Below are 26881 nucleotides of genomic sequence, written 5' to 3'. Positions count from 1 at the left end.
GGATCGCCCCGGCGACCACCTTCCGGGTCAGCTTGTCCTCCGCCCTGACCGCCTCGCGGGCGATCTCCAGCAGCTCCTCGGTGTCCGGGTCAGCGCGCCGGTCACTGCTTTCCCGGTCAGCCGGGTCAGTGACCGGCGGCTGCGTGACCGGGAGACTGACCGACTGACCTGCCGGCGCCCGGACACTGACCGGTTGGGCTGTGACCGGCCCTTCCCCGGCCGGTCGGTCACCGACCGCCGAGGCTCTGTCCAACTGACCGCCCAGGTCAGCGGGGTCGGTCACGGTGACCGGCTTGGCCAAAGTCAGCGTCGGCCGGTCAACCGGTGCGGTGACCCAACCGCTGACCAGCTGACCGCTGACCGGCTGACCGGCGGTCAGCTGCGTGTTGTCCATACCCCCGGTCACGGCGGGCACCGGCTCGTCCCGGTCAGTGGGAGCAGTGACCTGACCGCGGTCACCCGGGCTGACCAAGTCAGCGCCGGTGACCGGCCCACGGGCGATGAGGATGTAGAGGTGGACGGCTCCGGCCAGGGCGAGCGGTGCGACCGTGGACAGGACCGCGACCACCGTGTCGCCGAGCCGCAGGCCGCTGTCCGAGGTGCTCTGCTGGTTGAGTCGGACGGCGTGCAGGGCATTGGCCCAGACGCTGGTGGCGGTGGCCGCGCCGAAGAGCGTCCACACGTAGAACCGGGCTCGCAGCGGGGCGTCGCGCAGGACCAGGAGGGCGCGGACGCCGTAGGCGATGAAGCCGTCGATGACCAGCGGGAAGAGGCCGGCCAGGAAGCCCCGGACGTGGATGGCGACGGCCATCTGCTCGAGCGCGCTGAAGGACAGGGCGCACCCGGCGCCACCGAGAGCGATCACGACCGCGCGGTCCCAGCCGGTGACGTGCGCTGTGCCCGGCGAGGTCGCGGTGACGGTGGCGGTGCTCATGCTGCCGTCCCGAAGTCGTCGCGCTCCAGGCGGTCCTGGATGGCCCAGGATCGCTTGCCGGCCCTCGCCGCCTGCTGGAGCTCCCGGTTGCGGATGGCTCGGCGGGTCTCGCGCAGAAGCTTCGTCGCGTGCTCCTCGGTGATCTTCAGGAGCTGGGCGAGGCGTTGGACCGTCACGCCCTGGCGGTATCCGGCGAGGACCACGGCGCGGCGCTCGGCCTTGGTGAGGTGGATGTCGCGCCCTGCGAGGGTGGCGTTGACGCGGGCGTAGTCCAGGCGCTTAGCGATCTTCTCGTGCAGGGGGGCTCGTTCCTCCTGGGTCAGGCCACCCCGGATGCCGTGGGTCTCGTTGCCTTCGAGCGCGGCGTCGAGGCAGGCGAGGCGGACGGGGCACTGGCCGCAGAGCGACAGGGCGGTGGTGATCTTCTCGGTCTCGTCGGGTTCGGGGAAGAAGGTCTCCGGGTCGACGGGGTTGTACTCGCTGGGGTGGCAGACGGCCCGGTCCTGCCAGGTGTGGTCGCCGAGCGACCGGTAGCGGGCAGGGCGGGCCGGGCTGGTCGTGGTGGTCATGCGGGGTTGCTCCGATCGCTCTCCGCGCGCGAGGGGACGCCGGCGGAGAGGGTGCGCTCGTCGGTGAAGGGTGGGGCGGCGCGCCGGGGCGCGGCCGGGCAGGGGCGGGTCAGGCGACGCGCTGGTGGCGTCTGCGGTCGACCGGCTCGAACTCGACCTGGGTGGTCATCTGCCGCAGGCGTGAGGCGACCCGGTCACCGAGGTAGGCGCGGAGTGCGCCGATCGCCAGGTTGGTGGTGATCAGGGTCGGCAGGCAGTGGTTGTACCGGCGGTTGATCAGCCGGTAGGTCTGCTCCTCGACGAACTCGCTCGACTTGGCGGCGCCGAGATCGTCGAGGATGAGCAGCGGCACCCGGCTGTAGCCTGCCAGCACCTGCTCGCTGTCCGTGCCGGAGCTGGGCCGCAGTTCGGCGTAGAGGTCGGCGGCGGTAGTGGCACGCCAGCGCACGCCGATGCCGGCCTGCACGAGAGCGCGGACCGCGCCGTACGCCTGGTGCGTCTTCCCGGCGCCGACGACCCCGGCCATCAGCAGGCTCGGTCCGGTGGTGAGTTGGCGGCGGGCGCCGGTGCTCGGGGCGACGGCCTGGTCGGCGACCTGTCGCGCCCAGGCCAGGACCTGCGGGTGCGTGGCGACCGCGTCCCGGTAGCGCGGCGGCATCCCGGCGGACAGGGCTTCCAGCGGCGAGTACGCCTCGGTGCCGGCGCCCGGGGCGTTGACGGTGGCCTGGTCGATGCCGCGGGCGGCGAGGATTCGGGCCATCCGGTCGAGCACCGTGGTGCTGTCGGCGAGGGTCTGCGGGTCACGGTTGCGGCGCATCACAGCTCCTCGGCGTAGGCGGCGGCAGCGTCGACCGGGTTGGTCCACGCCTGGTGAGCGGGCAGGTCAGGCCGGAATCCCGGCCGCGCCAAGCCGGCGGACCGTGCGTTCATGGCGTCGTTGACCAGGCTCGGCAGCCGGGACGGGTGGCCCTGGATCTCGGCGAACCGCCGCAGTCCGACGCGGACGTGTTCGGCCGCGATGCCCTCGGTGAGCAGGTTCTTGACGACCTTGCCGAGGTGGGCGAGCACGCTGGCCGGCGGACGCTCGGCGCAGGCGGCGACGTACTCGCCGACGAGTTGGTTGGCCGAGACCATGGCGTCGGGCGCCTCGCGCCCCGTAGGGAAAAAAGATCCAGGATCCAAGATCCTAGATCCAGGCGTCGAGGACTCCGGGAGGTTTCGGGGAGCCCTCGGAGAAGCCTCAGCGAAGGCCGCCTGAGCTGCGGTTTTCCTCGGTCGACTGACCGGCTCCTGGCCGAGGCCGAGCAGGGTGTCCGGCGCGACGCCGGTGGCAGGTAGCGCTGCGGCGGGAGGTGCCGGTGAGGGCTCTACGGGCTGGTCGAGGGCTCCCGGGGAGTTCGCAGAGGCTTCGTCGAATCCTCGGGGAGGGCTCGACGAGACTGCCTCGACGCGGAGGGAATCCGACGGGGAAACCGCGGCCCGCTGGACGCACGGACCCTTGCAGGACCCGCAGCGCTCTGGCGGGCAGTGCGGGCAGGCCGGCAGCCGGGAGAGGCTCGGCTTGTCGATCTTCTGGTGGCGGTCCCACGTGAGGTAGTGCAGGTACCGCTTGCCGTCGCAGCCGGTGTACCGGTGAATCAGGCCGACACGCTCCATCTGCATGAGGTGGTCCTCGACGTCGACCGGCGTCTGGTCGGCGCGCACCACCCAGAGCTTGCCGTAGATGATCGCCGCGTGGTCCTTGTGCCGGCCCCGGTCGTCGCACTCGGTGGCCAGACCCATGAACGTCCGCTCGGCGTAGATGGTCAGCTCGGCGAGTGTCTCGGACGTGTACGCCTCCGGCTTGACCGATCGGATCCGCGACATGTCAGCGGCTCCGGACGGTCGCGCCGAGCCGGTCGGCGAGCTGTACTTCACGGCGGTGTCGACGGTTGGCGGCGCCTGGGCAGGCCAAAGCTCCGCTCGGCATGGCGAGCATGCGATACTCCGTTGTTCGTAGGAATGTGAGCGGCGGTTCTCGTGCAAAAGCCCCGCTGCTCGCGAGAGGTGAATCGGTGACCCTCGGGGCGCCGGCCCCGGCGCCCCAGGAGTTGGTAGCTCCAGGGCGCCGGTCTCGTTTCGTGCTGGCACTACATCGACAGACGCCTCCCCCGAGCCCCTGACCAGGGACTACGGACTATGGTGCGCACCTTCATCCCGATCAACGTACACTAAAGTACGTCGCCCGAGGAGACTAAAGTGCGCCGCGCATCCCGCGGGCACCGAGCGACGGACTAGAGTGTGCTCATCGCCGCACCACGATGGAGCAACCATGGGAGCCATCCAGCTCAGACTCAACCACCTCTTCGACACCTGTCCGCACCCCGCGGGGCGGCAGCTGACGAACCAGGAGGTGGCCGACCGAACCCTGGAGTACGCCACCCAGGCGGGCGAGCCCTCGGCGGGAGTGAGCGCCAGCCTGATCCAGAAGCTCCGCAGCGGCGCGAAGGACAACCCGACGGCATCGACGCTCAAAGCGCTGGCCAAGGCGTTCGGGGTGCGCGCCAGCTACTTCATCGACGACGATCCCCCATCGACCCCGGAGCCGACCACACCGGCCACCACCGAGGATCTCGAACAGCTCGTCAAGGACGCGTCGGTGCGCAACCTGGCCCTGCGTGCGGACGGGCTGTCGCAGGCCACGCTCGACACGATCGCCCTCCTCATCGAACGCGCGAGAGCCCTCGAAGGGCTCGAAGAGGGCCCGACGCGGAGTAGTTGAGCGTTTGACGAGGGAGGCTTCGCGGCCGCCTGATATGGGATCAGATAACGTTCGAATAACGCGGCCTATCACTATGAGCTACTGCAGGCCCGGGGAACAGCAAACTCGGAGCTCCCACACGCGTCGCGCGCTAACTCTCCGCAGTCGCACAGGTGGCAATGGTTACCCCGCTCACAGTTGGCGCCCCACCTGCTGTCCTATGCTCTGACTGCCGAAATTCGGGGGATACGGAAGGCACTTCAGAACGGGAAGAAACACATGCTGAACTGGCGCAAGAAGGGCCAGGATGGCGGAATCGCCGCCAGCTCTTCCGCCTTGGTGGCCAGTCTCGACATACCAGTTCCGTTTGCGATAGAAGACCTGTGCGCGAGCATTGCTGTCAGACGCGGCAGGCCCATTCACATCCACGGGATGGAACACACGGGAACGCCCAACAGGGCACCGTGCGGTGCGTGGATTTCCCTGGATCATTCCGACCACATCTTCGTGGAGAACGCGACCAGCCCCCTGCACCGCGCTCACATCATCCTGCACGAGCTGTGCCACATGCTGCTCGGGCACTCGTGCCTGCCGACCGACGAGCATGAGCCGCCGGCCCTGGATGACGGGCGCCGCCGAGCCCTCGCCGAGGTGCTCAGCGTCGAGGAGTGGGCCGGATTCCCGTTGAACCGGATCATCAGTCTCCTGGGGCGCACCGGCTACACGCACGCGGACGAGAAGGCCGCCGAGGGACTCGCCGGCCTGATCGCGCGCCGGATCCGCGATGTCGAGGAAGCCACCAGGCACCCGGCGGACCCCCTCGCCAACCACCTCATCAATGCCCTCATCGAGTAGTCGACATGCCCGTCATCAACCTCAGCCTCTGCATCACGCTGTGGGCGATCGCCATCTGGCGCGCGCCCGGAGCGTGGCAACACAGAGAAAAACGTCCCCTGTGGGGAGCCTTCTTCGTCCTCGCCGTTGAAATGTGCTTCGCCAACGACTCCGCCGCGCGATGGCTTGACCGCACGTCAGGAATCAACAGTTTCGCGGCGCTGCTGAAGCACACCTCGGCCATCACGGCTGCCGCCTTCGTGCTGGTATTCCTCGCCGACACGGTGGCGAGCTCGTCGACGACCTCCTCCAGCAAGGCGATGATGTGCACCAGAGTGGCCGTCCCCGCGACCGCCATCGGCATGATCATCGCCTTCTTCACAGCCGCTGACCGTCCCCACGAAGCCGTCGATCTGCTTCTCGCCTACCCCAACGACCCCTGGGTCCTGGCCTATCTGCTGACCTGGACCAGCTACTTCGGCTGGGCCATGGTGGCGGCATCCCGGCTCTCCTGGCGTTGGTCGCGGCACCCGGGACCCGTCTCGCTCCGCCGCGGTCTGGCCCTGATCTGTGCCGGCACGGGCATCGGGGTCCTCTACACACTCCACCGTGCCGCGATGCTCTTCTGCGGCCGGCTGGGAATCCACCCGATCCCAGCCGGGACGGACACCCTTCTCAACCGCCTCCTCGCGCTCGTTCCCATCCTGCTCATCTCGGTCGGCAGCACCCTGCCCACCTACCCCAAGGCCCGTGCCGCCCTTCGACACCACCGACTCCTCGTCAAGCTCCACCCCTTCTGGGACCACCTCAGCGAGACCGCACCGCACATCCGCTACGGGCACCGCCAGCACCGACTCCAGGAGTTCCTCAGCCTCCGCGGCGTCCACGACCGCCTGTACCGCCGGACGATCGAGATCCGCGACGCGATCCTCATCCTCAACGGCGCCGCGCCGGTCTCGGTCCGCTTGCGCGCGGCCGACTACGTCGAGGACGCCGGGATCACCGGCCCGGCCGCCGGCATCGCCGCGGAAGCCTGCTGGATCCGAGCAGCGCGCGAGGCCCACGCCGCGGGCCCCACCGCCGCCGGCACCCTCGAAGCGCCGGCCCAGTCCGGCGCCGACCTCGACACCGAGGCAGCCGTCCTGCTCGCGCTGTCCGACGCCTACTTCTCCGACCTCGCCCACACCTTCGCCCGCACCCACCTCGAGCGACTCAGCACCTCTGCATCCGGAGCCACCTCATGACGTCCGCACCGCCCGCACCGCCCGCCTTCGCCGACTGCACCCCCACACAGAAGGCGGCCAGGATCACCACGGACGTCCTCGCGCCCGCCAACCTCGTGATCACCCTGCTGCTCCTCGTCGGCTGGCACAGCACGCGCTCCTGGGCCGGCCTGGGCTGGGGGCTGCTAGCCGCGCTGTTCTGCGGGGTGATACCGATCAGCATCGTCCTGCTGGGCGTCAAGCGCGGCGAGCTGACCGACAAGCACATCCGGGTCCGGCGCCAGCGCGTCGTGCCCATGGCGCTGAGCCTCGTCTCGGTGATCGTGGGCATCACCCTGCTCTACGTCCTGGGCGCCCCCTCCGACGTCTCCGCCCTCGTGGTCGCCATGCTCGTCGGCCTCGTCTCCTCCCTGCTCGTCACGACCGGCTGGCAGATCTCCATCCACAACTCCGTGGCCGGCGGCACCGTCATGATCCTCCTGCTCGCCTTCGGCCCCTGGATGCTCCCCACCGTCCTGCTCGCCGCCGCGATCGGCTGGTCCCGCATCGTCCTCAAGGCCCACACCATCGCCCAGATCCTCGCCGGCACCGCCCTGGGCGGCACCGCGGCCCTCACCTTCGCCCTCCTGCGCTGAGCCGCGGTTCGATCCAGCGAGCGGCGAACGCCAAGACCCGCCATATCAACGCTGATCGGCCTGGCCGGAGCCTGCGGTCCGTACGATGACGGTCTCGGCGAGATCAAGAGCATCGGTCAGTTCTGCCGCCAAGTCAGCTGGGAGCGGCCTGCCGGCTCCCAATCCAGAGGTGTCGATCACAGCGGTCAGGGCGTCCCGCTGCTGATCACTCATCAGGATCCCGCAGGCAGGGTGAGCCAGCACCGCTCGCGAGGTGTAGCCGTCCTGAGCGTTCACAGTGCGGGCAATCAGGTTGTGGGCAACCGTGCGGGCGGCACGGCTGCCGATTCCGCTGGTGTCGATCACCGCCAGGCCGAGGCGGGTGCGGAAGAGCGGCTTCTCCGTCGTCTCGTCGATGCCCTGGTAGTCGCGCAGCATGGCCGTCACGGCGGCGGCCCCGTTCCTGGCACTGCCACCAGTGCGGCAGACGACGATGAGGCAGGAGACCACGGCGCGCTCCCAGGCTTCCTCGATGACCGTGTGGTTCAGGAGTGCCGTCGCCCCGGCGTGGTCGTCCTGCGCCGCCCGGGCGATGACGGCGGTTTGGCGGCCCTCGAAGATCCGGTCGCCGATCAGGCCGGCCTGCCGGAGCCTGGCGCTCGCCTCGGGCCATCGCCCGGCCCGCCCGAGTGCGCGGGCTCCGTCGACGATGCGGTTGTGGTGCATCCACTCCACGACGTGACGGTGAGCCTCGTCGGTAGCGGTGAGCGTGGCGGCCGGCACGGGGATGTCCCCGATCACGATGTCGCTGCGCGAGGAGATCGCCTCGTCCAGATCGTCGAGCAACTGGACGGCGCGACCGCCGCGGCCTTCGCGCAGGTACTGATTCGCAAGGTTCAGCAGCGGTTCCAGGGCGTAGCAGGCGGCCTGGCCGGGGAGGGGTCGGAGCGCCAGGTAGAGGTCAGAGTGCCGCCGGCAGAGTTGCCGGGCGAGCCGGGGCAGACCGACGTCGGAGGCGATGAGAGCGGCCAGATTGAAGGTCGCCGAAGCGCTGGTGAGATTGCCCTCCTCGTCGGCTCGGCGAGCGAGTTCGGAGAGGCGGTGGATGCGCTCGGGCAACGGCGGGCAGGAGGGCCGTGGTCGGGGAACCAGCGGGAAGCGGGTGATCAGGTCCTGGGGGTGCACGGGCTCAGCTCTCCGCGAGGACGGTGTCCTGGGCCGCGCGGGCGATCAACGCCTGGCCTCGGTGCGGAATGCCGATGCGGTTCCAGTGGAAGAGCACGTGGTGGGCGAGGACGGCACGCAGTCCTCGGGCCAGCCGTCCGTCGTCGTGCAGTTGGTGGAGTTGCTGTCCGGCGTGCTGGAAAGCGGCCAACCAGGGGGCGGCGAAGGCGAGAGGGCCGGCCGTGAGCAGGCGGGAGGCGGGACCGGTGTCGGCGGCCAGCAACGGTGTGAGCGAAGTGCGGAGCGAGGCGAGCCGGTCGGGGTCCGCGGAGTCGAGTGGCCGGTTGGCGGCGGTCCTGGCCCAGATGTCGCCTTGCTCGTACCAGTCCTGACGGGCTCCACGCATCAAGGCGACGAGCAGCAGGATCGACACCTCCCGCCGGTGGTCTCGTGGGCCGCGGGGGTGGGAGAGGAAGTCGATGATCGCGTGGCTGTCCTGGTGGAAGAGCCGGTGCGCGATGTCCATGGCGGCCGGCCCGCCGAAGGCGTGGGTCTCGGGCTCGTAGACGACCTCCACCGTGCGGGACAGGTGCCCAGCGGCGTGGAGGGTGCGCAGGATCGGGTCGAGCTCGTCACGGATCGGGGCTGCACTCTCGCGGGGCCGGTAGCGCATCCGCCAGCAGGGTGCCTTGCGCAGGAAGTGCCAGCCGGTGAGGTCTCCGGCTCCCTGGGCGGCTGTCAGCGCGGGCAGGAGGTGGCGGGCGGCCAGTTGTTCGACGTCCGGCCAGTTGGCGAAGTGCAGGTTCACCTGTCGCCAGGGCCCAGTCGGTTCGGTCATCGTCGTTTGTCCTTAGGTCAGTTGAGGAGCAGGCAGGCGTCCCACGGCGAGCCGGGCGGCCTTCCGTCGGCGGCGTGCAGGGCGAGAGCCAGTCCCGCGGCCCCCTCCAGGAGGCCGGGGGCGATCGGCTGGGGGACGTGGACGAGGAACTGTTCCAGGAGCCGCGGCAGGCGATCGCTGATGGCGGACTCGCCGCAGTCGTCGGCCATCCGTCGGGCGGTCTGCAGCAGGCCGGCGCTGCCGTGGCACAGGGTGTGGTCGATGACCTGGTTGGTCTGCGCCGGATCGGCCAGGCAGGCGGCCATGGCGTCGACGGCCAGCTGCCGCCGTCCGGGCTGGCCCAGGGCTTGCCCGGCGAGTTGCTGGGCGCGGGCGATGCCGGGGGTGCCGTAGCACCAGGACGGACGGAGCGGGCCGCTCTGACGGGTGGTGTGGTCACGGTGTTCGGCGAGGGTGACCGCTTCAGGCCACCACGGCCCGTGGTCCCCTTCCTGGCGCCAGGAGTCCAGCCAGCCGCAGATCCGCTCGATGGCTTGCGGCTGTCCGGGCATGGAGATGCCGTCGCGCAGGGCCAGGGAGAGGAGGGCGAGCGGGCCGGTGATGCCGTGGGCCATGCCGAGGTTGCCGTGGCCGCCGGGGTGGCTGGGCGACAGGTCACCGGACGGTGCGAGGTCGGTCCACCAGCCGGGCAGCCCGTCCGGCAGCGGCTCGGTGAGCCGGACGAGGTAGGCGAGGATGCGGCGCAGCAGCTGGCCGTGCGGCTCGATGAGCCGGTAGTGGGCACCGAGGCCGGTCAACCCGTAGATCAGGTCGTACTCGGCGAACTGCGGGTGCTCGCCGCGGTCGATGCGGGCGTTCGCGTCGCGGACACGCTGGTTGGTCATCCGGGCGACCGTCCCGTCCAAGGTGGTCAGGGCTCGGGTGTAGGCGCCGGGGCCGATGGTGGCGGCGTGGACGGCGAAGGCGATCGCCGGGGCGCCGTAGAAGAGACCGGTCGCGGGGTCCGAGGTGACCGGGGTGCGCATGGCGGCGGTCAACCAGCGGTGGACGGTGTCCCAGTCGCCATGGCCAGTGGCCGCGCGTTCGATGTGGAGCAGCGCGATTCCGGCGGTGCCCTTGGTCAACGACTGCGGAAGTGCTCCCATGAACGGACCGGCGGCAACGGCGGTGGGCCAGGCCAGCCGGTCGGCGATGAGGGTGGCCACCCGGTAGGCGCGGATCACTCGCTCGCTCCTTCGACGCGTCGGGTCCGGCTCAGGGCACCGGCGCGGGCCAGGCGCAGCGCGAGGCGTTCGCCGTCGGGGTCGACGCCGTGGGTGCGCAGGTGGTGCAGGTGGAGGAGGTCGCTCAACACTGCCCCGGTGGTGGGCGAGGGGTCGGCGGTGAGGAGCGTGGCGTAACGGGTCAGGGCGGCGGCTCTGGCCTGCCAGGACCTGGCGACCTCCCGGCCGCTGGATGTGGAGCGCAGCAGAGTCCTGGCAGGGTCGGCGAGTTGCTGGGCCTGTCGTAGCGCGTCGCGCGGTAGCGGTCGTGCCCTGGTGGGCGTGGCGGTGCTGAGCAGCCAGGCGTTGCCGGCCGTAGCGCTGCCGAGGAAGCCTGCGCCGAGGTCGATGATCGACGCTGCGGTGACGGCGGCGGGCGCCAGGCCGTGTTCGGCGGCGTGGCGGGCCTGGGCGATGGCAGCCCGGGAGTCGGCCGCGAAGACCGCCTCTGCCGCCGTCATCGCCTCGTCGGCGCCGTAGCGTCCGGTCTCCGGCCGGTAGGTATCCAACTGCAGGTGGCTGATCAGCTCGGCATCGCGCAGGTCCTTCGCCCAGATGCCGAGCCGCCGGACAGCGAGGACGGCAGCGTCCGGGTCGGGAAGTCGCAGACGAAGGCGCAGGTGCGGCTCCGGATCGCAGTAGCGCAGGTACCACCACTGCGGGGTGTCGGCCCATCCAGCGAGCAGCTCGGGGACCTGGCGGATCAGCAGGTGGTCATGACGCGCTGGGTGTGCGTAGAGCTTGGCGTAGAGCCACGGGGAGGCGCCGGGCAGGTGCTCCTCGTTGCGGTCGGCCACGCGCGGCCGGGTGCTCGGCCGGACCACCGCCGGGGTCGGGACTGGTCGGTCCGCGGCCAGCGTCAGGGTGATTTCGTGGATGCGGCCGAGCCAGTTGTTGTCCTCGTCGGCCGGAGCCTCACTGAGTTCCGCGAGGTCGTCGTGCGAGAGGTACTCGCGCAGCAGGACCAGGTGGGCGGCCTCCCTCAGGTCGAGGCGGATCCGCAGGTCGCGCTCGGTAAGGTGGACGACCTGAGGGACGCGGAATCGGTTGAGCCAGTCCCGGGTGGCCTTCTCCCACTGGAGCCAGTCAGCCCGGCGGTCCGGTAGCTCGGTGGCCGGCAGCTGCCAGCGGGCCGGTGCCAGCACGGTGCGCCCGTAGCGCAGGCGCGGGAGGAAGGGCAGCCGGCCGGCCGCGCCCCAGTCGAAGCCGGTGTAGGTCGGCGTTCCGGCGTTGGTGATCTCGCAGAGGAAGCGGGTGAGCGGCTGTGCGGTGCGGCGGAACTCCACCGCGTTGAGGATCCGTGGCTCGATGCGGCGCCCGTCGCTGACCCGGACCAGCCACAGGCCGTTGGCGTCTCCCTGCACCGCGAGGTCGTCCAGGGCGATCGTCTCGGTGTCGGTGGTCGGGGGTTCGGCCAGCGGCAGGACGTGGGGCAGGACGGCCGGGGCGCGGGAGACGTTCTCCACCCGGCGGTAGAGCGGTGCGGCTGACACCTGCACCGGTAACGCGCCGGGCTCAAGGGTGGGAAGCCCTGCGTAGACGGCGGTCATCCGCTGGCGATCGGTCGGCTCCAGCAGGTCCAGGAACCGGCCGACGGTGGTGCCGGCCGCACGCGGTGCCCCCGTGATCGTCAGGGTGAAGTCCCCTCGGTCGAGGTGGCCGGCCGTCGGGGCGTGGAGGTGGAAGGCGATCTCGGCATGCGGCTGGACCCGCTCCGGAGCCGGGCCCCCGGCCAGCGCCTCGATGGCAGGCGCGTCGAGCACCACTTCGCCGCTGCCCTCGATCGCGGCGCGCTGGGCCATCGCGAGCAGGAGCCGATCGCGCCGTGTGTGGGTGGGGCCAGGCAGTTCGATCCGTGAGTCGCGGAACCGGGCGGGCAGACCGAGTCCGTTCTCGCCCGTGATCTCGGTGAGAGGGACGGCCACGCCGCTGCCGTACCGCAGCAGATAGCGGGCGTGGTAGTCCCACCAGACCGGGTTCCCCGCCACGTTGGGACTCAGACGCGTCAGCGCCCACGCGGCCCGCTCGGCTTCGCGGGCGACCTGTTCGGGCAGCACCATCTCGTAGCCGAGCCGCAGGTCCGCCATGAGCGGCTGATCCGTTCCGGTCAGCCTGCTCATCTGCGCCGCCGCCCGCTGCCGGGCGGTCCGTTGCTCGAGCTCGGGAGCCCGGCTGTGCCGGGACAGGTCACCGTGAATCTCGCGTAACTCCCGCAGCAGCACTCCGGCTTCCTCAACGCCTGCGACGTCGGCTTGGTCGAGGATGGCGAGAATGTGGCCGAGCGGGTCGGTGGCGGTCATCGGCGGGTGCAGGGCGCTGAGCAGGATCCGTTGCCAGAGCAGCCCGGTCAGCATCGAATGGACCGCCCCCGCAGCCGCCCCGGGGAACGCCTCAACCACCCGGCGCGCCAGGTCGCCGAGCACGATCGGCGACCTCGCCGCCCGCATCGCAACGTCCACCGCGGTGGTGTGCCGGACCGTCCCCAGGACCGGCTCGCCGCCGTCGGGGTTCTGACGCCAGGGCACCGTGACCCGGCCGGCCTCCGCCCGGCACTGGGCGTTCGCCATCACCGGGATCCGTGCAGCCAGTTCGGGCAGGGCCTCCAGGCGTTGCACCACGTCACCGAGCCAGCGAGCGTCCGGCCGTACGCGGACCCGCTCCTCCCGCTTCCGGACGCTGAATGCGGCACCGAGGCGCACCGGCGCGACTCCGGCGAACAGGCCGAACGGGGTGGCCCGCCCCTGCGCCCGCAGGACGTACCTGACGACGGAGAGCACGGTCCGCCGGGCCCGGCGGACGGTGGTCTCCTGCCCAGTGATCACCAGGCTGACGTGGCGGGCCAGCTGCGGGCTCGCCAGCTCGACGGCATCGGCGAACCGGGCATCGGACCACACCAGTTCGAGCCAGCAACGGCGTTGCTCCTGCTGGTGCCGGGTGTCGCCGGTCAGATCCGGCCAGCCGGACGGTGTCGCCACCAGGGCTGTTGCCCGCACCAATCCCGCGTCAACGCAGCGGTACACGATCACTCCCCCAAGGGATCCAGAGATGGGAAGGCCCGGTGGGCGGCTGTACGACAGGCGCCCACCGGGCCTTCAGGGACGGCGGCTTCAGATGTTCGCGCCGCCGCTGGCGCAGGCGCTGCCCGAGCAGGTGCTACCGCAGTTGTCGTCGGTGCTGCGCAGCAGGTTGGCGACCGGGTCGCCGCTCTCGACGATCGTCGGGTCCAGGTCGAACTCCGAGCCGGCGATGGGCCCTTCGGTGATCACGCTCATGATCGTTCCCTCCTCAACGTGATGGTGTGCGGTACCCGGCAGCAGGTCACTGCCAGGAGATCGTGATGCGCCGGTGGCGCTTGGTGATGACGGCGGATCCGCTCGGGAGCAGTTCGGCGGGGGCCTCGACGGGCTGAACGGTGAATACGGGGTCGGGGCCGTGGCGGTGTTCCAGGTTCCAGACCTGTACCTGCGCGGTGAGCGCCTCGACGAGCCGGCCCGCGTCGGGGCCGTGGCCGTGCGCACCGAACTCGAAGGTCGGCGGCTCGCCGTCCTCACTGATCCTGCGCAGCCCCAGGTAGGCGAAGGACGCCCCGTCGACGACCGCCGGGCAGGCCAGCTTGTTCGCCGGGATCGTCCGGCCGGTGTCGGTACTCGGATCCACCGACATGAAGCAGTGACCGGCCAGGACGCTCGCCGTCCACAGGTAGAGCGAGTCGAACGGCTCGCCACGCCCCACGGTCACCCCGGTCCAGAGCGAGACGCGAGGCGTGTCCAGCACACCGTCCAGCAGATCAGCGTCGACCGGCTGCATCTCGTCGATGCGCAGTCCGACCTCCCCGGGTGCCAGCTGGACCAGCCGCTCCTCGTGGGCGTCACTCCCCTGCATCCGCACGAATCCGCACACCTCGGCGGACTCGCTGACCAGCACAAGGCCGGTGCGGCGCAGGGCCAACGAGCGGGTCAGGCCGCGCATGCGCAGCGGGACCACGAGCAGGCCGTCCTCGGACAGCTGGTCCACCCAGGCCGGCGGGATGTCCCACGCGCCCACCGTCACAATGATCCGGTCGAACGGGGCGAAGCCAGGACAGCCGGCGCTGCCGTCGCCCAGGACCACGTGGACCTGCTCGTACCCGGCGTCGAGCAGGCAGCTCTTCGCCCGCTCGGTCACGAACGGGTCGATGTCGAGCGTGGTGACCGTGCCCTCGGGGCCCACGATCTCGGCGATCAGCGCCGCGTTGTAGCCGCCGCTGCCGATCTCCAACACCCGCATGCCGGGCTTCAGGTCGGCTTGCTCCAGCATGAGCGCCTGGATGTTCGGGGCGCTCACCGAGCTGACCGCGAGGCCGCGTTCGTCGCGCTTGGTGATCACGACGTCGATGGCGTAGGCCGCCTCCAACGTCGCTTCAGGGGCGAACCGGTCCCGAGGGACTGCGCGGAACGCGCCCTCGACCGCGGCGCTGCGCACGGCCTTCTCATTCAGCAGCTTTCCGACCATCGCCTCCCGAAGCTGCTCCGGGGAGCCGGCGACGGTGCTGGAGTCCATCTGCGACATGAAGCTCTCTTCCTTGGATCATCTCATCAACTGCCAAATGAATAAGGCAAGTTGGATACATCTTGATCAAGTACCGCATGATACGGGTGAGCTGGGGATCGGCTGGGAACGCCCGCTGCTCACCGGGACAACGAGGCAGCCCTCGACTCCCAACGCCGGCAGACTCCATCGGACGCCACCGCATCCCGCTCAGGCCGGCATCTGCTCGCCGCCGCTCATCGACAGGTGGGCCCACACCACCTTGCCGCCGATGACCGGGTGCCAGCCCCAGGCCGTGCTGAGCTCCTGGACGAGCAGCAGTCCCAGGCCGGACTCGGCCTCGCCCGGCTCCGCACTCCGCTGGGCTGGACCGACCGGATTCTGGTCGGCGACAGCCACCACACAGGTGCCGTTTCCCGCGTCGAGCAGCGCCGCCCGCACCCGCCCCGGTGCGTGCCGCACGACGTTCGCGAGAAGCTCGGCGGCGACGATGGCGAACGCATCCCGCTCGCCGGTGGTGGCCCCAGGCCACCAGCGACCGGCCAGGTCGACCAGCCAGTGGCGGATACGGCGGACCTCGAGCTCGTCGGCCGACGCATCGTAGAGCCGCTCACGCGGGCCCGGCCCTCCCCACGCCGTGTCCCCGCGCCCGCCGTGCGGCGCCATCGCGCTGTCGGCCGGCCGGTGGGCCCGAAGGAGCGAACGACCCGCACTCAGGTACCCCTCGCTCCCATCACGGGGCCGTGCTCCCGGCTGGTTCACCGCAGCCTCCCGATCGGCGATGGTCGGCCGCTCCCCGCTGCCTGCGGTTTCGGCCGGCCGGGCGGACGTAACGTGCGGCACCTGCTTCGGCCCATCCCCACCCCCAGCGCCAGGCGCACCAGGGTCCGTACTCGTCCGACCTGGTCAACAGCGATCACGATGCTCCCCTTCTCCCGGCAGACGGAGTGGCCGGCCATCTCATGACGCGATGGCTGGACGCACCCGGAGCTACTGGTGGGACTTGCGGAGATCACAGCGTGCCGCCGGCGCCGCGACAGAACCACATCACCCGTACCGTCATTTGATCCACCATCAGGTGACACGCGCGGCACAGAGGCGTCACTCGGCCGTCACTTCGCGGGCGGGACTGTGCGATCCGCGAGCCAGCTGGTAGGCAGAGGGGGACAGCATTTCGCAGCCTGCAGAAGGACCGGGCCGATGACGACGTTGTTCGGAGCATTAGTCAGCCAGCGCGGCATGTCCTACCGGTCCTTCGTCAAGGAGTACGGCCGCACCGGGCAGCTCCTGTTCGAGGAGACGGGCGACTCCACGGTCCGGGGAGCGTCGATCACCGAGGCGACGTTCCTGCGCTGGAAGCGCGGGGACTCCGGCCGGCCTCGGGATCCCGCGCCGCAGATCCTGGAACGGATGTTCAACTTCCCGCTGCCGCAACTCTTCGCACCGCTCTCCGGCGATCAGATGGCGGTGATCGCACCAGCACCCGCGTTCGATGAAAGTGACCTACGAATGACCGCACGAGACGCCCACGCGCACGCGAGCGACGCAGCCGCGCACGTGCTTCCCGATCTCAGCCTCGACCAGCTCGAGGACGACCTGGTCCGGCTGGTGCGAGCACACACCAACACTCCCCCGCACCTGGTCTACGTTCAGGCCAAGGAACTGCTCGGGCTCGCGACGACGATGCTCGACAGGACGCAGATCCTCTCGCAGCGCGGCCGGCTGCTCCTGGTGGCCGGCCAGGCATCCGCCCTGCTCGGGGCCTGCGCCTTCGACCTCGGCTCGTTCCCCAACGCCGTGGAACTGCTCCGGGCCGCCGCCCTCTACGGGCAGGTCGCCGAGCACGGCCCGCTGCAGGCCTACGCGTACGGGTACCTGGCGATCCTGTCGTACTGGAGCGGCAACCCGACGCAGGCTGTCCGCCAGGTCCAGCGCGCCCAGCAGTTCGAGGGCGTCGGCGCGACCGGCCAGGCCCGACTCGCGGCCATCGCCGCCCGTGCCTACGCCCACCTCGGCCGCGTCCCGGACGCCCAACAGGCCATCCAGCTCAGCCTGCTGGACCGCGGAACGGCCCGCGACCAACTCCACGACGAGATCGCCGGCGAGTTCGCCTTCAGTCCCGAGCGCGTCGCCATGTCCAACAGCGCGACCTACCTGCTCATCCGCGACGGCGCCGGCGCGGGAGCCTCCGCCCGGCGGTCGCTGGAACTGATCGCCCGGAACCAGGACAGCACGACGCCGATCGTGGTCGCCCCACAGGCGTCCACCGACCTGGCGATGGCACTGCTGCTCCGCGAGGAACTCGACGCCGCCGCCGAGACCCTGCAGCCCGTGCTCCGACTCCCCCGCGAGTGGCGCGGCGCCGCCCTGGTCGATCGGATCACCGCCGTCCGGCGCGAGCTCGTCGGACCGGCCTTCCAGGGCACCCCGATGGCGAGCGCCCTGGCCGAGGAGATCGAGGACTACACCGCCGTGGCGGCACCCCGCGTTCTCGGCCCCGCCACCATCCGGCCGGCCATCGACCGGGCTAGCTGATCCCGGCCAGAATGCTGCGCTCCTTCTCGGCGGCGATCCCGTGCTCGGCCCACCGCGGGTGCGGCACGGGCGAGTTGCCCTCGGACAGCCACGCCCAGGTGTCGGCAACGGTCTCGCGCAGCGGACGGCTCCGGAAGCCGGCGTCGAACGCCGACGTGGAGTCGATGTTCCAGACCCCGGCGTGGGTACGCCAGAGCGGGATCTCGCTCCACTGCCTGAGACCACTGCGCACCAACACCTCGTCCGGCACCCACGTCAACCGACCTGTGCTCGCCGTGGCCTCCAGACAGGCCGTCAGGAACCCGCCCATCGTCTCGCGCCCGATCGGAGCCGCCAGGTTGTGCACCTGGCCCCCGGACACCACCGACTGGTCGAGCGCGAACGCGGCCACATCCCGGACGTCAACCGGCTGGATCGACTTCGCCGGATCACCTGGCGCGAGGATCTCACCACCCCGCTCCGCCCGCCGGAGCCACCACGGCAGGCGCCCCACGTACTCACCCCGACCCAAGATCACCCCGGGCCGCAGCAGCGACACCCTCCCCGCGCCGAAAGCGGCCACCGCGGCCCGCTCGGCGCCGGCCTTCTGCCGACCGTAGTACCAATCCGGCCCGGTCCAGTCCGCCGGAAGCCGGCCGTACTCCTCATCGGCCTCGGGCGGCCCGTCCAGCACCTCCGACTCCAACGACAACGCCTCGTCCGGCCAACCCCGATAGACGTTGACCGTCGAGACGAACACATAGCGGCCGGCCACCGGCGCCAACGCGGTCGCACCCATCAACACGGTCCGCGGCGCCAACTCCGAAGCCGACGTATCGATCACGGCATCCCATGGCCCCAACCCCGCCAGCCGGGCAACGTCCGCCCCATCGGTCCGGTCCCCGTGCACCACGGCGGCACCGGGCACCGGCGCCCCCGACCACCCGCGGGTGAACGTGGTGACCTCCCACCCCCGCGCGAGTGCCCCGGCGACAACCGCCCGCCCCAGAAACCACGTCCCACCCAACACCAGAAGCTTCATGCCACCGATCCTGCCGCGCCCCTCGAGCGACACGCCAGCCCGGCCAGCGAACGACGTCAGGGCGCGGCGCATACCCCAGCAGTCCGTCCTGATGCGCGAGGCTGTCGTGGACACCAACGTCTGCGACGCAAGGGGGCGTCGAGTACCCGGATCGACCCTGAGATGGGGCAATGCATCGCGGATGTCCGGGACGTTTCGTGGGGGTCTGCTTCAGCAGCTCACGGATGGCCGGCTCGACCGCGTCCACCGCCGAGCCCTTCAGCGGGCGCTGGTAGACCAGCGGCCGATCGGTGGCCAGGGCCCGCTTCACCGTGTTCTTCGAGATGCCCAGATGCCGGGCGATCGCCCGGATCGGCAGGTGCTCGGCCCGGTGCAGCCGACGGATCTCAGCCCAGTCCTCCACGGAAAGCACCCTCTCCTCCTGACCCTCAATGAAGATCAGGATGATCAGACGATCGCGAGGTGGGTCACCGTTGATCCGCGCCGTTCAGCGGTCAGTTTTCACCCGTCGCCGAGACTGTCTCGCTGCCTCCAGGAGCGCGAGCGTGTCGGGTTGGGTGCCGACTGAGGCTGTTCTCTCGCATCGCCGCGCATCCGGACGGCGAGGCGTGAGTCTGCGATATCCAGGACGTCGGAGCCTCCCAGCCAACCGTCAGCCACCATCTACGCAAGCTGCGCGAAGCGGGAGTCCTGACCGCGCAACGGCGGGGGACCTGGGTGACTACAGCGCCGCGCCGCAGGCCCTGGCCACAATGGCGGGCCTGCCCAAGGGCAACTTCTGAGCTTCCAGCAGGACCTGTCTGTCGTACCCGGCTCCTAGGATGGCCACATGGCGCTGGGAGAGCCCACGTGTGTCAGCGACGGTAGACAGCGGAGGCTCGAACGATGAAGGTACGCGATACCCACAACGTCGACCAAGCCGGCGTGGGCATGATCAATTATCTGGCAGCAGCCAAGCTGAGCTGGCTGTGCCGGGAGCAGGCACAGAGTGACATGGGGATCGACGCCCACCTCGAAGTAGTCGTGGCCGGGAAGGCAACCGGCCGGCTCCTGGCAGTGCAGATCAAGTCAGGCCGCAGCTTCTTCAACAAGCCCACCGACGGCGGCTGGTGGTTCCCTGTCGACGACAGGCACGCCACCTACTGGCTGAACCACTCCCTCCCGGTGGCGGTCATGCTCTTCGACCCGGACACGTGCACCGTGTACTGGCAGCACATCACCAGAGACTTGCTGGTCCACACCGGCAAGAACTGGAAGATCCTGGTGCCCGCCAGGCAGCAACTGAACAGCGAGGCTGAGGAATCGCTCGCAGCGCCGGCCCGCCCCACCCCTGCTACAGACCCTTTCCGTCAGGCGGTCGACCGCCTCCCGGGGGACGCCGGTGACGTTCTGCAACGCGCGCGTGCGACAGACGAGAGCGCCGAGCCGGCATCGCTGCGCCTGGCCCAGTTGCTCTCCGGCGCTGCCGACCCTGTGGTCACTGTGACGACGTTGCTGAGCAAGCCACCGCGCTGGATGAAGCAGCTCCCCGAGGCCCACGCCTCTTGGGCCTGGCACAGCGTGGCCGCCTACGCCTGTGCCCATCAGCTGGGCGCATTGTCGGTCACGGCACTTGAGCAGGCGGCCCGCGCACACATCGGTGACGCCGGCCGCCTCTGGGCACTCGCTGCGATCGCCGCCTCTGTCCATGCTCCCGACCGCGCCCCGAGTCTCATCGCCTCTGCGTCCGATTACCCCCTTCTCACATGCATCGCAAAGACGGTCCTCAACTCCAACGGTCAGCCTCCCGCTGACCTGCCCGAGCAGATCAGCCAGGCACTGCGGAATGCCGACCCTGCCGTCGAGGACTCCAATGTGTGGCGTTTCATCGCGGACAGCTACCTGACAGCCCAGCGCCAGGATGCGGGAGTCGAAGCACTTGAGCACGCGCTCCGCCTGGCCCCCGGCGATCCGGCCCTGCAGAACGTCCTCGCCGAAGTCCTACTGCGCCACAGCGCATCGGGCTCCCCGGCACTCTCGCTCCTGGACGCCCAGCGCGCCCTGCGCCTGGCGACCGCCGCCCGAGCGGACTTCCGCCGCTGGCACGGACCCAGCGCACAGGCAGCACAGAGTCTTCTACGTGCACGCGTGCTGGTCGATGACGCTGCCTCCGCACTCCGGACCGCTCTTCCAGCGCCCAAGGGGGAAGCCGAGGGACCGGAGACGTCCTTCCAGCCGCTCCTGCTCGAAGGCGCCCGAATCGCTATCCATACGGGCCTGGACGAAGAAGCCGGCCTGCTCTCCGCCGCTCTCACCGACCCCGGCGCTCAGGCCCAACTGGCCGCTGTCGCCTTGTCCGGGAGCTCGGACGTACCGGTAGCGACCCGGGTGACAGCCTGGCAGCACGCACTGGATACGGCCACTGACGATGATCAACGCTTCAACGCGACGATAGCGCTGACGATGCTCGGCATCTGGCCCGTCCCCGCCCTTGATGAACTGCGTGACCAAGGAGCGATCGCTGCTGCCGTCTACGAAGCCCGGCACGCGAGTGCTGAAGCGGCTCAAGGCGACACGGCGGCTGCAATCCGACGCCTGCGTGGGTGTGAAGCCGCCAACGTCGTTGCTGCAGTCGAACTCATCAAGCTCTACCAGCAAACGGGAGACCTTCAGGCCGCAGCGCACGCAGCGGACCGAGCCGGAAGCCGGTTCGGCGACCTGACACTGCGACAGTTCGCTGTTCACCTGTGGAGTCTGGCAGGGCAGCCGCAGGAGGCTCGTCTGCGCGCCGTCACTCTCCTTTCACGTCCCGACCTTCCCCGTGACTCACGTCTGGAGCTGCGTCAACGCGTCGTCGAATGGGCATTTGCGCGGCAGGACTGGATCGACATGGAAGACCATGCCTTGGCGGGTCTCGCTGAGAACCTTCCGACTCGCTACGGCGCTTTCAGCGGGACGACCGAGCCCCCAGAGCTCCCCAGTATGGCTGTCGCTTTCGTCTGGGCAGCGATGCGCGCCCAGATCGGCGCCCGCCGTTTGGACGCGCTCTGGCGGACCTACGCACGATTTTCCCCGCCTGTGCGCAGCACCACCGACGTCGGGCTCTGGCTCACCGCGGTGGACTGGAAGGGCTGGTCCGTCCCGGAGGCAATGCTTGCCCTGGATCTCGCCGAGCGTTTCAGCGGCGACCCTGAGGTGTCCGGAACCATTCTCGGCCGGGTTCTGTATGCCACCGGTGGTCCCTCACCGGACACTGGATCACAGATCGACAGCGCCACCGGACAGCTCGCCGTGCAGCCACTTGTCCTTCCTCAAGCTCTGGGCGAGAGGCTGCAGGAGCTACTGTCGCAGATCCCGCCCGACGGGACCGCGCTGAAGGTTGTGCCCGCGACAGTCGAAGCACTCACGCGTCTTGCAGAGCAAACGTTCGGGCCTCAGCAGGACGTCATGGATGCGGTAGTCGATGCAGTCCGCATCGGTGTCGCGCCTATGGGGATGGCCGCACGATTCGCATCGCAGCCTGTGGCCTTGGCATTCGTCCAAGTCCTCCCCGGTCTGATTCCGGCCGCCAGCGCTGACCCGGTGCATGTAGCCGCAGAGGTCGAAGCCGCCCGCGCTGCCCTGAATGCCACCGTCACCCTCGACATCAGTGCCATCGCGACTGCCACCCTCATCCCTGGCCGGTTCGAGCAGCTGCGTGCCGTGTTCGCGACCGCCCCCACCTCAACGGCGGCCTACGACGACATCGTCAACACCTGCTACTCCATCGACAGCATCCTCCGCTCGTCAGGACATCTGGGCGTGCGCGGTGGACATCTGCGGGTCACTGATCCCTCCGACCAGAGCAAGCACGAACTCGCACAACGTGCTGCCGGCCTCAGTCGACTTGCCTCCTCCCTCGACACGGTCGACGTTCCCAACATCGATGCAGTGCGGGCCATAGTGGGCCTCCCCGTCAACCAAGCCCGCGTCGAGGATGCCTGGCTGGCAGCCGCCCAACACGCGCTCGACACAGGAACAGCGCTCTGGTGCGACGACGCGGCCCTGCGCCAGTTCCTCATCCGTGCAGGAGTCCCCACCTTCGGAACCGTCGCTCTCTTGCACGTTCTCACCGAGAATCCCGCACATCCGGACTTCACCTCCGAGCGCTGCCACGACGACATCCTCACTCTGATGAAGTCCTACGTCGTCGACCTGCCCGTCCAAGCAGACGACCTCATCGGGGCGGCTCGCGATGACGACTGGAAGGCCGGTTGCGCGGCCGTACTCTTCGCTCGCCCCGGCATCTGGGCCTCAACCGACGGCGAGCCATTGTGGGCCGCGCTCGCCGCCGAAGTCTGGAACGCCGCGCCTGACCAACTAGGTAGTTGGTACGCGGTAGCAGCACACGGATGCTGCGCACTCGTCCTGCCAGGACAGGTCGCCGATGTCCTGGCCGCTCTCACGGCCTTCACCCTGTTGACGGTCGGGGTCGGCCCCGAACCCGTGGAGGCCATCTGGCCGACTGTCCTGCAATCGCTGGACGTCTGTGTCCAATCTGCTGCTCGGCGCCACCACATAGCAGAGTCCGACGAAGCTGAGACTGAGTGGCTCCCCGACGGGCACGGCTTCCGGGGCCGCGTACGAGCAGCGCTCTGGAAGCAGCTGACCGGCCGACAGCGATTTGGGGAGTCAATCTCCACAGCCATCATCGAGGCCGCCCTGCCGGAGCACCCTCGGGAGTAGCAGTGACGCCAAGCGTCAGCCCACCAGCGCGCCGATCTCCTGCACCGCTCCGCGAAGCCGGTGATCACGGCAGCGTACTTCTCGCCGTCGATGGTCACGCTCTCCGGGGACACCCGCGTGGGCAGATCGACCTCGTCATCGGGCGTGGGGCCGTCGTTGGGCGTCTCGAAGTGGTGGAACCTGAAGCTGAAGTCGCGGTCCTTGTCGTCCTCTTCGAACCGGATGCGGACCACGAGATCGACATCGAACTGGTTGATGCCGCCGCCATGATGGGGAAGTTCTGGTGGGTGAAGGTGCCCAGTGTCATCTCTGAACCGTCGGTCTCCGCGTCGATCTTGCCGCCGGAGAACGAGTAGCCGCTCTTTCCGCCCGCGACGGGGACACCCCAGGTGATGTGGCCCGCATTGAGGCCCGAGACGTTGAGGGGGGCCGGGGTCACGGCAGTCCGGGTTCCCGACGTCGTGACTTTGGACCTCCACAGACAACTCCTCGATGTGGTGGGCACGCCGTCCGCAACGACGGCTGCATGTGTTTCGTCGCCAGCCGGATCTGCGGTCGCCCCTGGGGGCGTGCCTTTGTCGACTGACACGCCCACTGTCCCAACTCCTCGGGCGGATCAGACGCAAGAAAGCCCAGAACTCGCGCCACTCGTCCGAATGATGGGCCGCTTCGCAGCAGCAACAGCACAGAATCCCCGCCCGAAGCCGCGACCTCGTAGCTTGATTGGGAGTCAGAGCAGGAAGACAGCAGCGGTGGTGCCGAGGAGCAGCGCGGTGACGATGGGCCAGTAGAGCAGGCGGGCGGCCATGTTGCCGTTCCAGTCGAGGAAGGCGAAGCGGCGGGTGGAGGTGTATTCGACGACGTTGAAGGCGACCAGGGCGATGACCAGGTAGAGGATGAAGTAGAAGTACTCGGCGTAGACCACGCCGGTGGAGCCGGTGCTGGAGCGCAGGGAGCTGTGCTGGACGGCGACGACGAGCATCATGGCGCCGCAGAATCCGATGACGGTCCAGGTGGAGAAGCCGGCCAGGGAGCGACGGTCGGAATCAGTGGTGACGACGAAGAGGGAGGCGAAGACCAGCAGGGTGATGACGATGAGCGGGATGAGGCGGTCGAGCAGCGGGCTGAGGAACTCGCGGGTGATGCCGGTGGAGAAGTGCAGGGCGGCGATGGTCGATTCCGGCGTGGCACTGGGGTTGCCCATGGTGGTGCGGGTGGTGGCCTCGCCCATGGAGAAGGTGGTGAAGTGGGTGCGCCACTCGCCGGTGACCATGCCGGTGTAGAGGCCGAGGTTCTGCTCGGGCTCCCAGGGCGGGTAGGCGGCGAAGTCCGGGACCAGGACGGTGCCGGGGGTCTTGGCCCACATGGTCGCCCAGATGACCTGGCTGTCGAGTGGGTAGTGGCTGTAGTCGAACGTCTCGCGCAGGGTGGTGCGCAGCTTCCAGCCGACCGTCTGGGTGCCGTCGTTGTTGGGGTGGAGGTAGACCTGTTCGCCGATGCCACTGCCGTCGACGGCGGCCGGCAGCTCGACGGCGGCGGTCTTGGTGTCGGTGGAGGCGGGCAGGCGCTGCCAGAGGTAGCCGGTGAGGCGGACGTTGTTGGCGTCGGTGAACTGGGCGGTCTGGATCATCACACCGGTGGGGATCTGCTGCATGCCGTCGCGCTGCTCGGACCGCAGGTAGTCGGTGCTCTGGTCCTGGGAGGTGACCACGGTGCCGGGCGCGCCGGCGACGGTGTCGTCGGCGGCGACCGATACCCAGACAAAGACGGTGGCGAGCAGGCACAGCGTGCTCACAGTCGCGCTGAACCAGCCCAGCGAGGACGGTTTGGCTGCCCTGGGCCACAGCAGCAGCCACGCCACCAGGGACAGGCCGACCACCGAGCAACCCAGCACGACCGCGAGCTGCCCACCGTGCTGGAGCACCTCGTGCGCTGGCCCGTCGATCCCCGCGGCAGCGACTCCGGCCACCATGAACAACGCCGCAGCCGCGACCGCGAGGGCGATCTGCAGGCCGCTCCACCGGCGGTGGGACTGGGGCAGGTCAGCAGGCGGGGGCATGGCGGCTCCGGGACGCGTGCGGGTATCGGGGTACTCCGAGGATGCGGGACGACGGGCCTCTCTTGGGTGTGTGAATCGCAGGTTCGCCGCCGAACCACCTCGGGTTTCCACCGAACGGCTCCGTGGCGACCGCTGTTGGTGACACGAGGACGGCGCGGTAGCCGGCGACCGGTGGACCAGGACGGGACACGCTGCAGCAGAGCTTCGACGCAACCGGCAGGAGCGGGGCGATGCAAGGGGCAATCCTGGCCGTGGTGGCTCCGGAGCGGGTCCAGTCCGCCGACGGATCGTTCTACGGCACGCCGCTGGTCACCGGCATGCTGCAGCTGGCGCTGAGCCACGCGGCCCCGCATCACCCGGCCACCCACCGGTGCCGAGAGTCCTTGTCGGGACTCAACAACTCACCAGGAACGGCGTCCGAGGAACAGATCCCCGCCGGCCCGCCAGCACCATCCGGCCGCACGAGCAACCCGCCTGCCGACAACTGGCGCAGCGGGACGAGGCTCGGGGCCGCCCCACCTCGACCGATCCTCGCGCTCAGCGCGCCAGACCTCACCTGACGTACCGTCAGCGAAGTCAGCATTGAGTCAGCATTGGTCTGACTAAACCCTGCTGAAGATGACCACAGACGGGAATCGAAGCCAGCCGAGCTGGGCGTCCCAACCGGCTCTCCAGAGCTTCCGGTCGGGGCCGACCACTCACCCCCGTGGGTGCGGGCCACCGCGGCCCGCACCCACACGTCAGCCGCTCATCGCCCCAGCTCAGCGCACGCGTCCCCGTGGCTTCAGGGGCAGTTGGGGTACCTCCGGAGCAGCCAGCCGGGCACCGTCGTAGCCGTGCACCTCGCCGAAGCGGGTGCCGCTCATCCAGTCCTCACGCGCCTGCCTGATATCCTCATCAGTCCGGGCGATGAAGTTCCACCACATCACGATCCGCTCCTCGAACGGCTCGCCGCCGAGCAGCAGCAGGGAGGCGTCGGTGTGGGCCCGCAGGGGGAGTTCGTGGCGGCCGCAGCCGAGGTAGAGGAGTGAGCCGGGCTCGACCCGGACGCCGTCGACGTCCACGCTGCCGGTCATCGACAGGGCGGCGTACTCGAAGTCGGGCTCCAGGGGGAGGCGGGTGGAGCTGCCTTCGGTGAGGGTGAGGTCGACGCCGACCAGGGGGGTGTGGACGGTGCCGGGTGAGGTCGCGCCGTCCACGTCGCCGAGGATGACGGTGCCGTGCAGGCCGGCGGCGGTGATCTCGGGCAGCCGGGCGTGGTGTTCGAAGGTGGGGGCGGTGTGGCGGTGGGCGTCGGGCAGGGCGACCCAGAGTTGGGCGCCGTGCAGGAGGCGCGCGTGTGAGCGGGGGGACTCCTCCGAGTGCGAGATGGCCCGGCCGGAGGTCATCAGGCCCAGCTCGCGCGGGCGGACGGTCTGCAGGCTGCCGAGGCTGTCGCGGTGCAGGACCTCGCCGTCGTGGAGCCAGCTGACGGTCTGCAGGCCCATGTGCGGGTGCGGCGGGACCTGCATGCCGGGCTCGTCGGCGATGTCGTCGGGGCCGTAGTGGTCGACGAAGCACCAGGCGCCGACCATCCGCCGCCCCAGGCTGGGCAGCAGGCGCCGGACCTGGGTGCTCTCGCCGAGCTGCACGGTCCGACCCGCCATCAGTTCGCGGACCGGACCGGCACTCGCATCGCCGCCGCACAGGGTCGCGACGGGCTTGGGATCAAGGTTGCTCACCGGCCCACCGTACCCGCAGCGACCGCCGGTCGAATGCGGGAGCCGGCGGCCGGGAGGCGGGGGGGGGGGGGGGGGCCGGCCGGCGTGGTGGCGGGGGGGCAGGGGGCGCACCCGCCGGGGGGGCGGGCGTCGGGGC

Annotated in this window: 21 protein-coding genes and 4 pseudogenes; 8 read left to right on the top strand and 17 right to left on the bottom strand. The window is 69.9% G+C overall.

What is annotated here, in order from left to right:
- The 4 genes from ABD323_RS14860 to ABD323_RS14845 all read right to left on the bottom strand — a co-directional run.
- Positions 1–934 (bottom strand): DUF2637 domain-containing protein (locus tag ABD323_RS14860; protein ID WP_344442009.1); only part of this gene is annotated, 934 nt, incomplete at its 3' end.
- Positions 931–1503 (bottom strand): WhiB family transcriptional regulator, encoded by a 573-nt coding sequence (locus tag ABD323_RS14855; RefSeq protein WP_344442007.1) that lies wholly within the window; start codon positions 1501–1503, stop codon positions 931–933. The genes ABD323_RS14855 and ABD323_RS14860, both read right to left, overlap by 4 nt.
- A 109-nt stretch (positions 1504–1612) precedes the next feature.
- Positions 1613–2320: an ATP-binding protein gene (locus tag ABD323_RS14850; RefSeq protein WP_425555992.1), complete on the bottom strand. Its 708-nt coding sequence runs from the start codon at positions 2318–2320 to the stop codon at positions 1613–1615.
- The gene (locus tag ABD323_RS14845; protein WP_344442011.1) at positions 2320–3369 is read right to left on the bottom strand and encodes a hypothetical protein; all 1050 of its coding nucleotides are present in this window, start codon (positions 3367–3369) and stop codon (positions 2320–2322) included. Before ABD323_RS14845 ends, ABD323_RS14850 begins: the two co-directional genes overlap by 1 nt.
- Positions 3370–3814: 445 nt before the next feature.
- Here ABD323_RS14845 and ABD323_RS14840 point away from each other — a divergent pair, with 445 nt between their 5' ends.
- The 4 genes from ABD323_RS14840 to ABD323_RS14825 all read left to right on the top strand — a co-directional run bounded on the left by ABD323_RS14840 (position 3815) and on the right by ABD323_RS14825 (position 6935).
- Positions 3815–4264, top strand: coding sequence for a helix-turn-helix domain-containing protein (locus tag ABD323_RS14840; protein ID WP_344442003.1), 450 nt, complete (start codon positions 3815–3817; stop codon positions 4262–4264).
- Between the two features lie 258 nt (positions 4265–4522).
- On the top strand, positions 4523–5098 hold the full coding sequence (locus tag ABD323_RS14835) for a hypothetical protein (RefSeq protein WP_344442002.1): 576 nt from the start codon (positions 4523–4525) through the stop codon (positions 5096–5098).
- A gap of 5 nt (positions 5099–5103) precedes the next feature.
- The gene (locus ABD323_RS14830; RefSeq protein WP_344442001.1) at positions 5104–6321 is read left to right on the top strand and encodes an MAB_1171c family putative transporter; all 1218 of its coding nucleotides are present in this window, start codon (positions 5104–5106) and stop codon (positions 6319–6321) included.
- A complete protein-coding gene (locus ABD323_RS14825) occupies positions 6318–6935 on the top strand; it encodes a hypothetical protein (RefSeq protein ID WP_344442000.1) in 618 nt (205 codons plus the stop codon). Before ABD323_RS14830 ends, ABD323_RS14825 begins: the two co-directional genes overlap by 4 nt.
- A 45-nt stretch (positions 6936–6980) precedes the next feature.
- On the opposite strand, the gene ABD323_RS14820 is transcribed toward ABD323_RS14825, so the two are convergent.
- From ABD323_RS14820 to ABD323_RS14790, 7 genes are all read right to left on the bottom strand, one after another.
- Complete coding sequence (locus tag ABD323_RS14820) at positions 6981–8033, bottom strand: hypothetical protein (protein ID WP_344441999.1); 1053 nt, start codon at positions 8031–8033, stop codon at positions 6981–6983.
- Positions 8034–8103: 70 nt separating this feature from the next.
- Positions 8104–8916 (bottom strand): thiopeptide-type bacteriocin biosynthesis protein, encoded by an 813-nt coding sequence (locus ABD323_RS14815; protein WP_344441998.1) that lies wholly within the window; start codon positions 8914–8916, stop codon positions 8104–8106.
- Between the two features lie 17 nt (positions 8917–8933).
- On the bottom strand, positions 8934–10139 hold the full coding sequence (locus tag ABD323_RS14810; RefSeq protein ID WP_344441997.1) for a lanthionine synthetase C family protein: 1206 nt from the start codon (positions 10137–10139) through the stop codon (positions 8934–8936).
- Positions 10136–13153, bottom strand: coding sequence for a lantibiotic dehydratase (locus ABD323_RS14805; protein ID WP_344441996.1), 3018 nt, complete (start codon positions 13151–13153; stop codon positions 10136–10138). Before ABD323_RS14805 ends, ABD323_RS14810 begins: the two co-directional genes overlap by 4 nt.
- Positions 13154–13285: 132 nt before the next feature.
- Entirely contained in the window at positions 13286–13450 is a 165-nt protein-coding gene (locus ABD323_RS14800) for an FxLD family lanthipeptide (RefSeq protein WP_344441994.1), read from the bottom strand.
- 46 nt (positions 13451–13496) lie between these two features.
- Positions 13497–14726 carry a methyltransferase, FxLD system gene (gene fxlM / locus ABD323_RS14795; protein ID WP_344441992.1) on the bottom strand — a complete coding sequence of 410 codons (1230 nt, stop codon included), beginning with the start codon at positions 14724–14726 and terminating at the stop codon, positions 13497–13499.
- A 189-nt stretch (positions 14727–14915) separates the two neighbouring features.
- Positions 14916–15371 (bottom strand): ATP-binding protein, encoded by a 456-nt coding sequence (locus ABD323_RS14790; protein ID WP_344441991.1) that lies wholly within the window; start codon positions 15369–15371, stop codon positions 14916–14918.
- Between the two features lie 534 nt (positions 15372–15905).
- Between ABD323_RS14790 and ABD323_RS14785 the strand changes: the two genes are divergently transcribed.
- Positions 15906–17240 (top strand): NsdA family TPR-like regulatory protein, encoded by a 1335-nt coding sequence (locus ABD323_RS14785; protein WP_344441990.1) that lies wholly within the window; start codon positions 15906–15908, stop codon positions 17238–17240.
- Here ABD323_RS14785 and ABD323_RS14780 read toward each other — a convergent pair.
- Both ABD323_RS14780 and ABD323_RS14775 read right to left on the bottom strand, forming a co-directional pair.
- Positions 17233–18261: an NAD-dependent epimerase/dehydratase family protein gene (locus tag ABD323_RS14780; protein ID WP_344441989.1), complete on the bottom strand. Its 1029-nt coding sequence runs from the start codon at positions 18259–18261 to the stop codon at positions 17233–17235. The two genes, ABD323_RS14785 and ABD323_RS14780, sit on opposite strands and share 8 nt — an antisense overlap.
- 196 nt (positions 18262–18457) lie before the next feature.
- A pseudogene (locus ABD323_RS14775) lies at positions 18458–18673 on the bottom strand (helix-turn-helix domain-containing protein); the annotation flags it as partial.
- Between the two features lie 113 nt (positions 18674–18786).
- Between ABD323_RS14775 and ABD323_RS14770 the strand changes: the two are divergent.
- Together ABD323_RS14770 and ABD323_RS14765 are read left to right on the top strand one after the other, a co-directional pair.
- Positions 18787–19043 (top strand): annotated as a pseudogene (locus tag ABD323_RS14770) (ArsR/SmtB family transcription factor).
- Between the two features lie 103 nt (positions 19044–19146).
- A complete protein-coding gene (locus tag ABD323_RS14765; RefSeq protein WP_344441988.1) occupies positions 19147–22965 on the top strand; it encodes a DUF4365 domain-containing protein in 3819 nt (1272 codons plus the stop codon).
- Between the two features lie 107 nt (positions 22966–23072).
- Here ABD323_RS14765 and ABD323_RS46010 read toward each other — a convergent pair.
- From ABD323_RS46010 to ABD323_RS14755, 3 genes and pseudogenes are all read right to left on the bottom strand, one after another.
- A pseudogene (locus tag ABD323_RS46010) lies at positions 23073–23198 on the bottom strand (hypothetical protein); the annotation flags it as partial.
- Positions 23199–23281: 83 nt separating this feature from the next.
- Positions 23282–23404, bottom strand: a pseudogene (locus tag ABD323_RS46005) (hypothetical protein); the annotation flags it as partial.
- Between the two features lie 291 nt (positions 23405–23695).
- Positions 23696–25024 (bottom strand): hypothetical protein, encoded by a 1329-nt coding sequence (locus tag ABD323_RS14755; protein ID WP_344441985.1) that lies wholly within the window; start codon positions 25022–25024, stop codon positions 23696–23698.
- 230 nt (positions 25025–25254) lie between these two features.
- On the opposite strand from ABD323_RS14755, the gene ABD323_RS14750 reads away from it, so the two are divergent.
- A complete protein-coding gene (locus tag ABD323_RS14750) occupies positions 25255–25584 on the top strand; it encodes a hypothetical protein (protein WP_344441983.1) in 330 nt (109 codons plus the stop codon).
- Between the two features lie 201 nt (positions 25585–25785).
- On the opposite strand, the gene ABD323_RS14745 is transcribed toward ABD323_RS14750, so the two are convergent.
- Positions 25786–26745 carry a pirin family protein gene (locus tag ABD323_RS14745; RefSeq protein ID WP_344441982.1) on the bottom strand — a complete coding sequence of 320 codons (960 nt, stop codon included), beginning with the start codon at positions 26743–26745 and terminating at the stop codon, positions 25786–25788.
- Positions 26746–26881 lie beyond the last annotated feature (136 nt).

The sequence above is a fragment of the Kitasatospora nipponensis genome, assembly GCF_039528135.1.
In the GTDB taxonomy this organism is placed as follows: Bacteria; Actinomycetota; Actinomycetes; order Streptomycetales; family Streptomycetaceae; genus Kitasatospora; species Kitasatospora nipponensis.
The sequence above is the reverse complement of the archived record's forward strand: the minus strand, read 5'-3'. Positions and strand labels throughout refer to the sequence as shown.

Coding starts and splice junctions, on each gene's coding strand:
- ABD323_RS14855 (WP_344442007.1), bottom strand. CDS start 1,503: ATGACCACCACGACCAGCCCGGCCCGCCCTGCCCGCTACCGGTCGCTC.
- ABD323_RS14850 (WP_425555992.1), bottom strand. CDS start 2,320: ATGCGCCGCAACCGTGACCCGCAGACCCTCGCCGACAGCACCACGGTG.
- ABD323_RS14845 (WP_344442011.1), bottom strand. CDS start 3,369: ATGTCGCGGATCCGATCGGTCAAGCCGGAGGCGTACACGTCCGAGACA.
- ABD323_RS14840 (WP_344442003.1), top strand. CDS start 3,815: ATGGGAGCCATCCAGCTCAGACTCAACCACCTCTTCGACACCTGTCCG.
- ABD323_RS14835 (WP_344442002.1), top strand. CDS start 4,523: ATGCTGAACTGGCGCAAGAAGGGCCAGGATGGCGGAATCGCCGCCAGC.
- ABD323_RS14830 (WP_344442001.1), top strand. CDS start 5,104: ATGCCCGTCATCAACCTCAGCCTCTGCATCACGCTGTGGGCGATCGCC.
- ABD323_RS14825 (WP_344442000.1), top strand. CDS start 6,318: ATGACGTCCGCACCGCCCGCACCGCCCGCCTTCGCCGACTGCACCCCC.
- ABD323_RS14815 (WP_344441998.1), bottom strand. CDS start 8,916: ATGACCGAACCGACTGGGCCCTGGCGACAGGTGAACCTGCACTTCGCC.
- ABD323_RS14800 (WP_344441994.1), bottom strand. CDS start 13,450: ATGAGCGTGATCACCGAAGGGCCCATCGCCGGCTCGGAGTTCGACCTG.
- fxlM (WP_344441992.1), bottom strand. CDS start 14,726: ATGTCGCAGATGGACTCCAGCACCGTCGCCGGCTCCCCGGAGCAGCTT.
- ABD323_RS14790 (WP_344441991.1), bottom strand. CDS start 15,371: ATGGCGCCGCACGGCGGGCGCGGGGACACGGCGTGGGGAGGGCCGGGC.
- ABD323_RS14785 (WP_344441990.1), top strand. CDS start 15,906: ATGACGACGTTGTTCGGAGCATTAGTCAGCCAGCGCGGCATGTCCTAC.
- ABD323_RS14780 (WP_344441989.1), bottom strand. CDS start 18,261: ATGAAGCTTCTGGTGTTGGGTGGGACGTGGTTTCTGGGGCGGGCGGTT.
- ABD323_RS14765 (WP_344441988.1), top strand. CDS start 19,147: ATGAAGGTACGCGATACCCACAACGTCGACCAAGCCGGCGTGGGCATG.
- ABD323_RS14755 (WP_344441985.1), bottom strand. CDS start 25,024: ATGCCCCCGCCTGCTGACCTGCCCCAGTCCCACCGCCGGTGGAGCGGC.
- ABD323_RS14750 (WP_344441983.1), top strand. CDS start 25,255: ATGCAAGGGGCAATCCTGGCCGTGGTGGCTCCGGAGCGGGTCCAGTCC.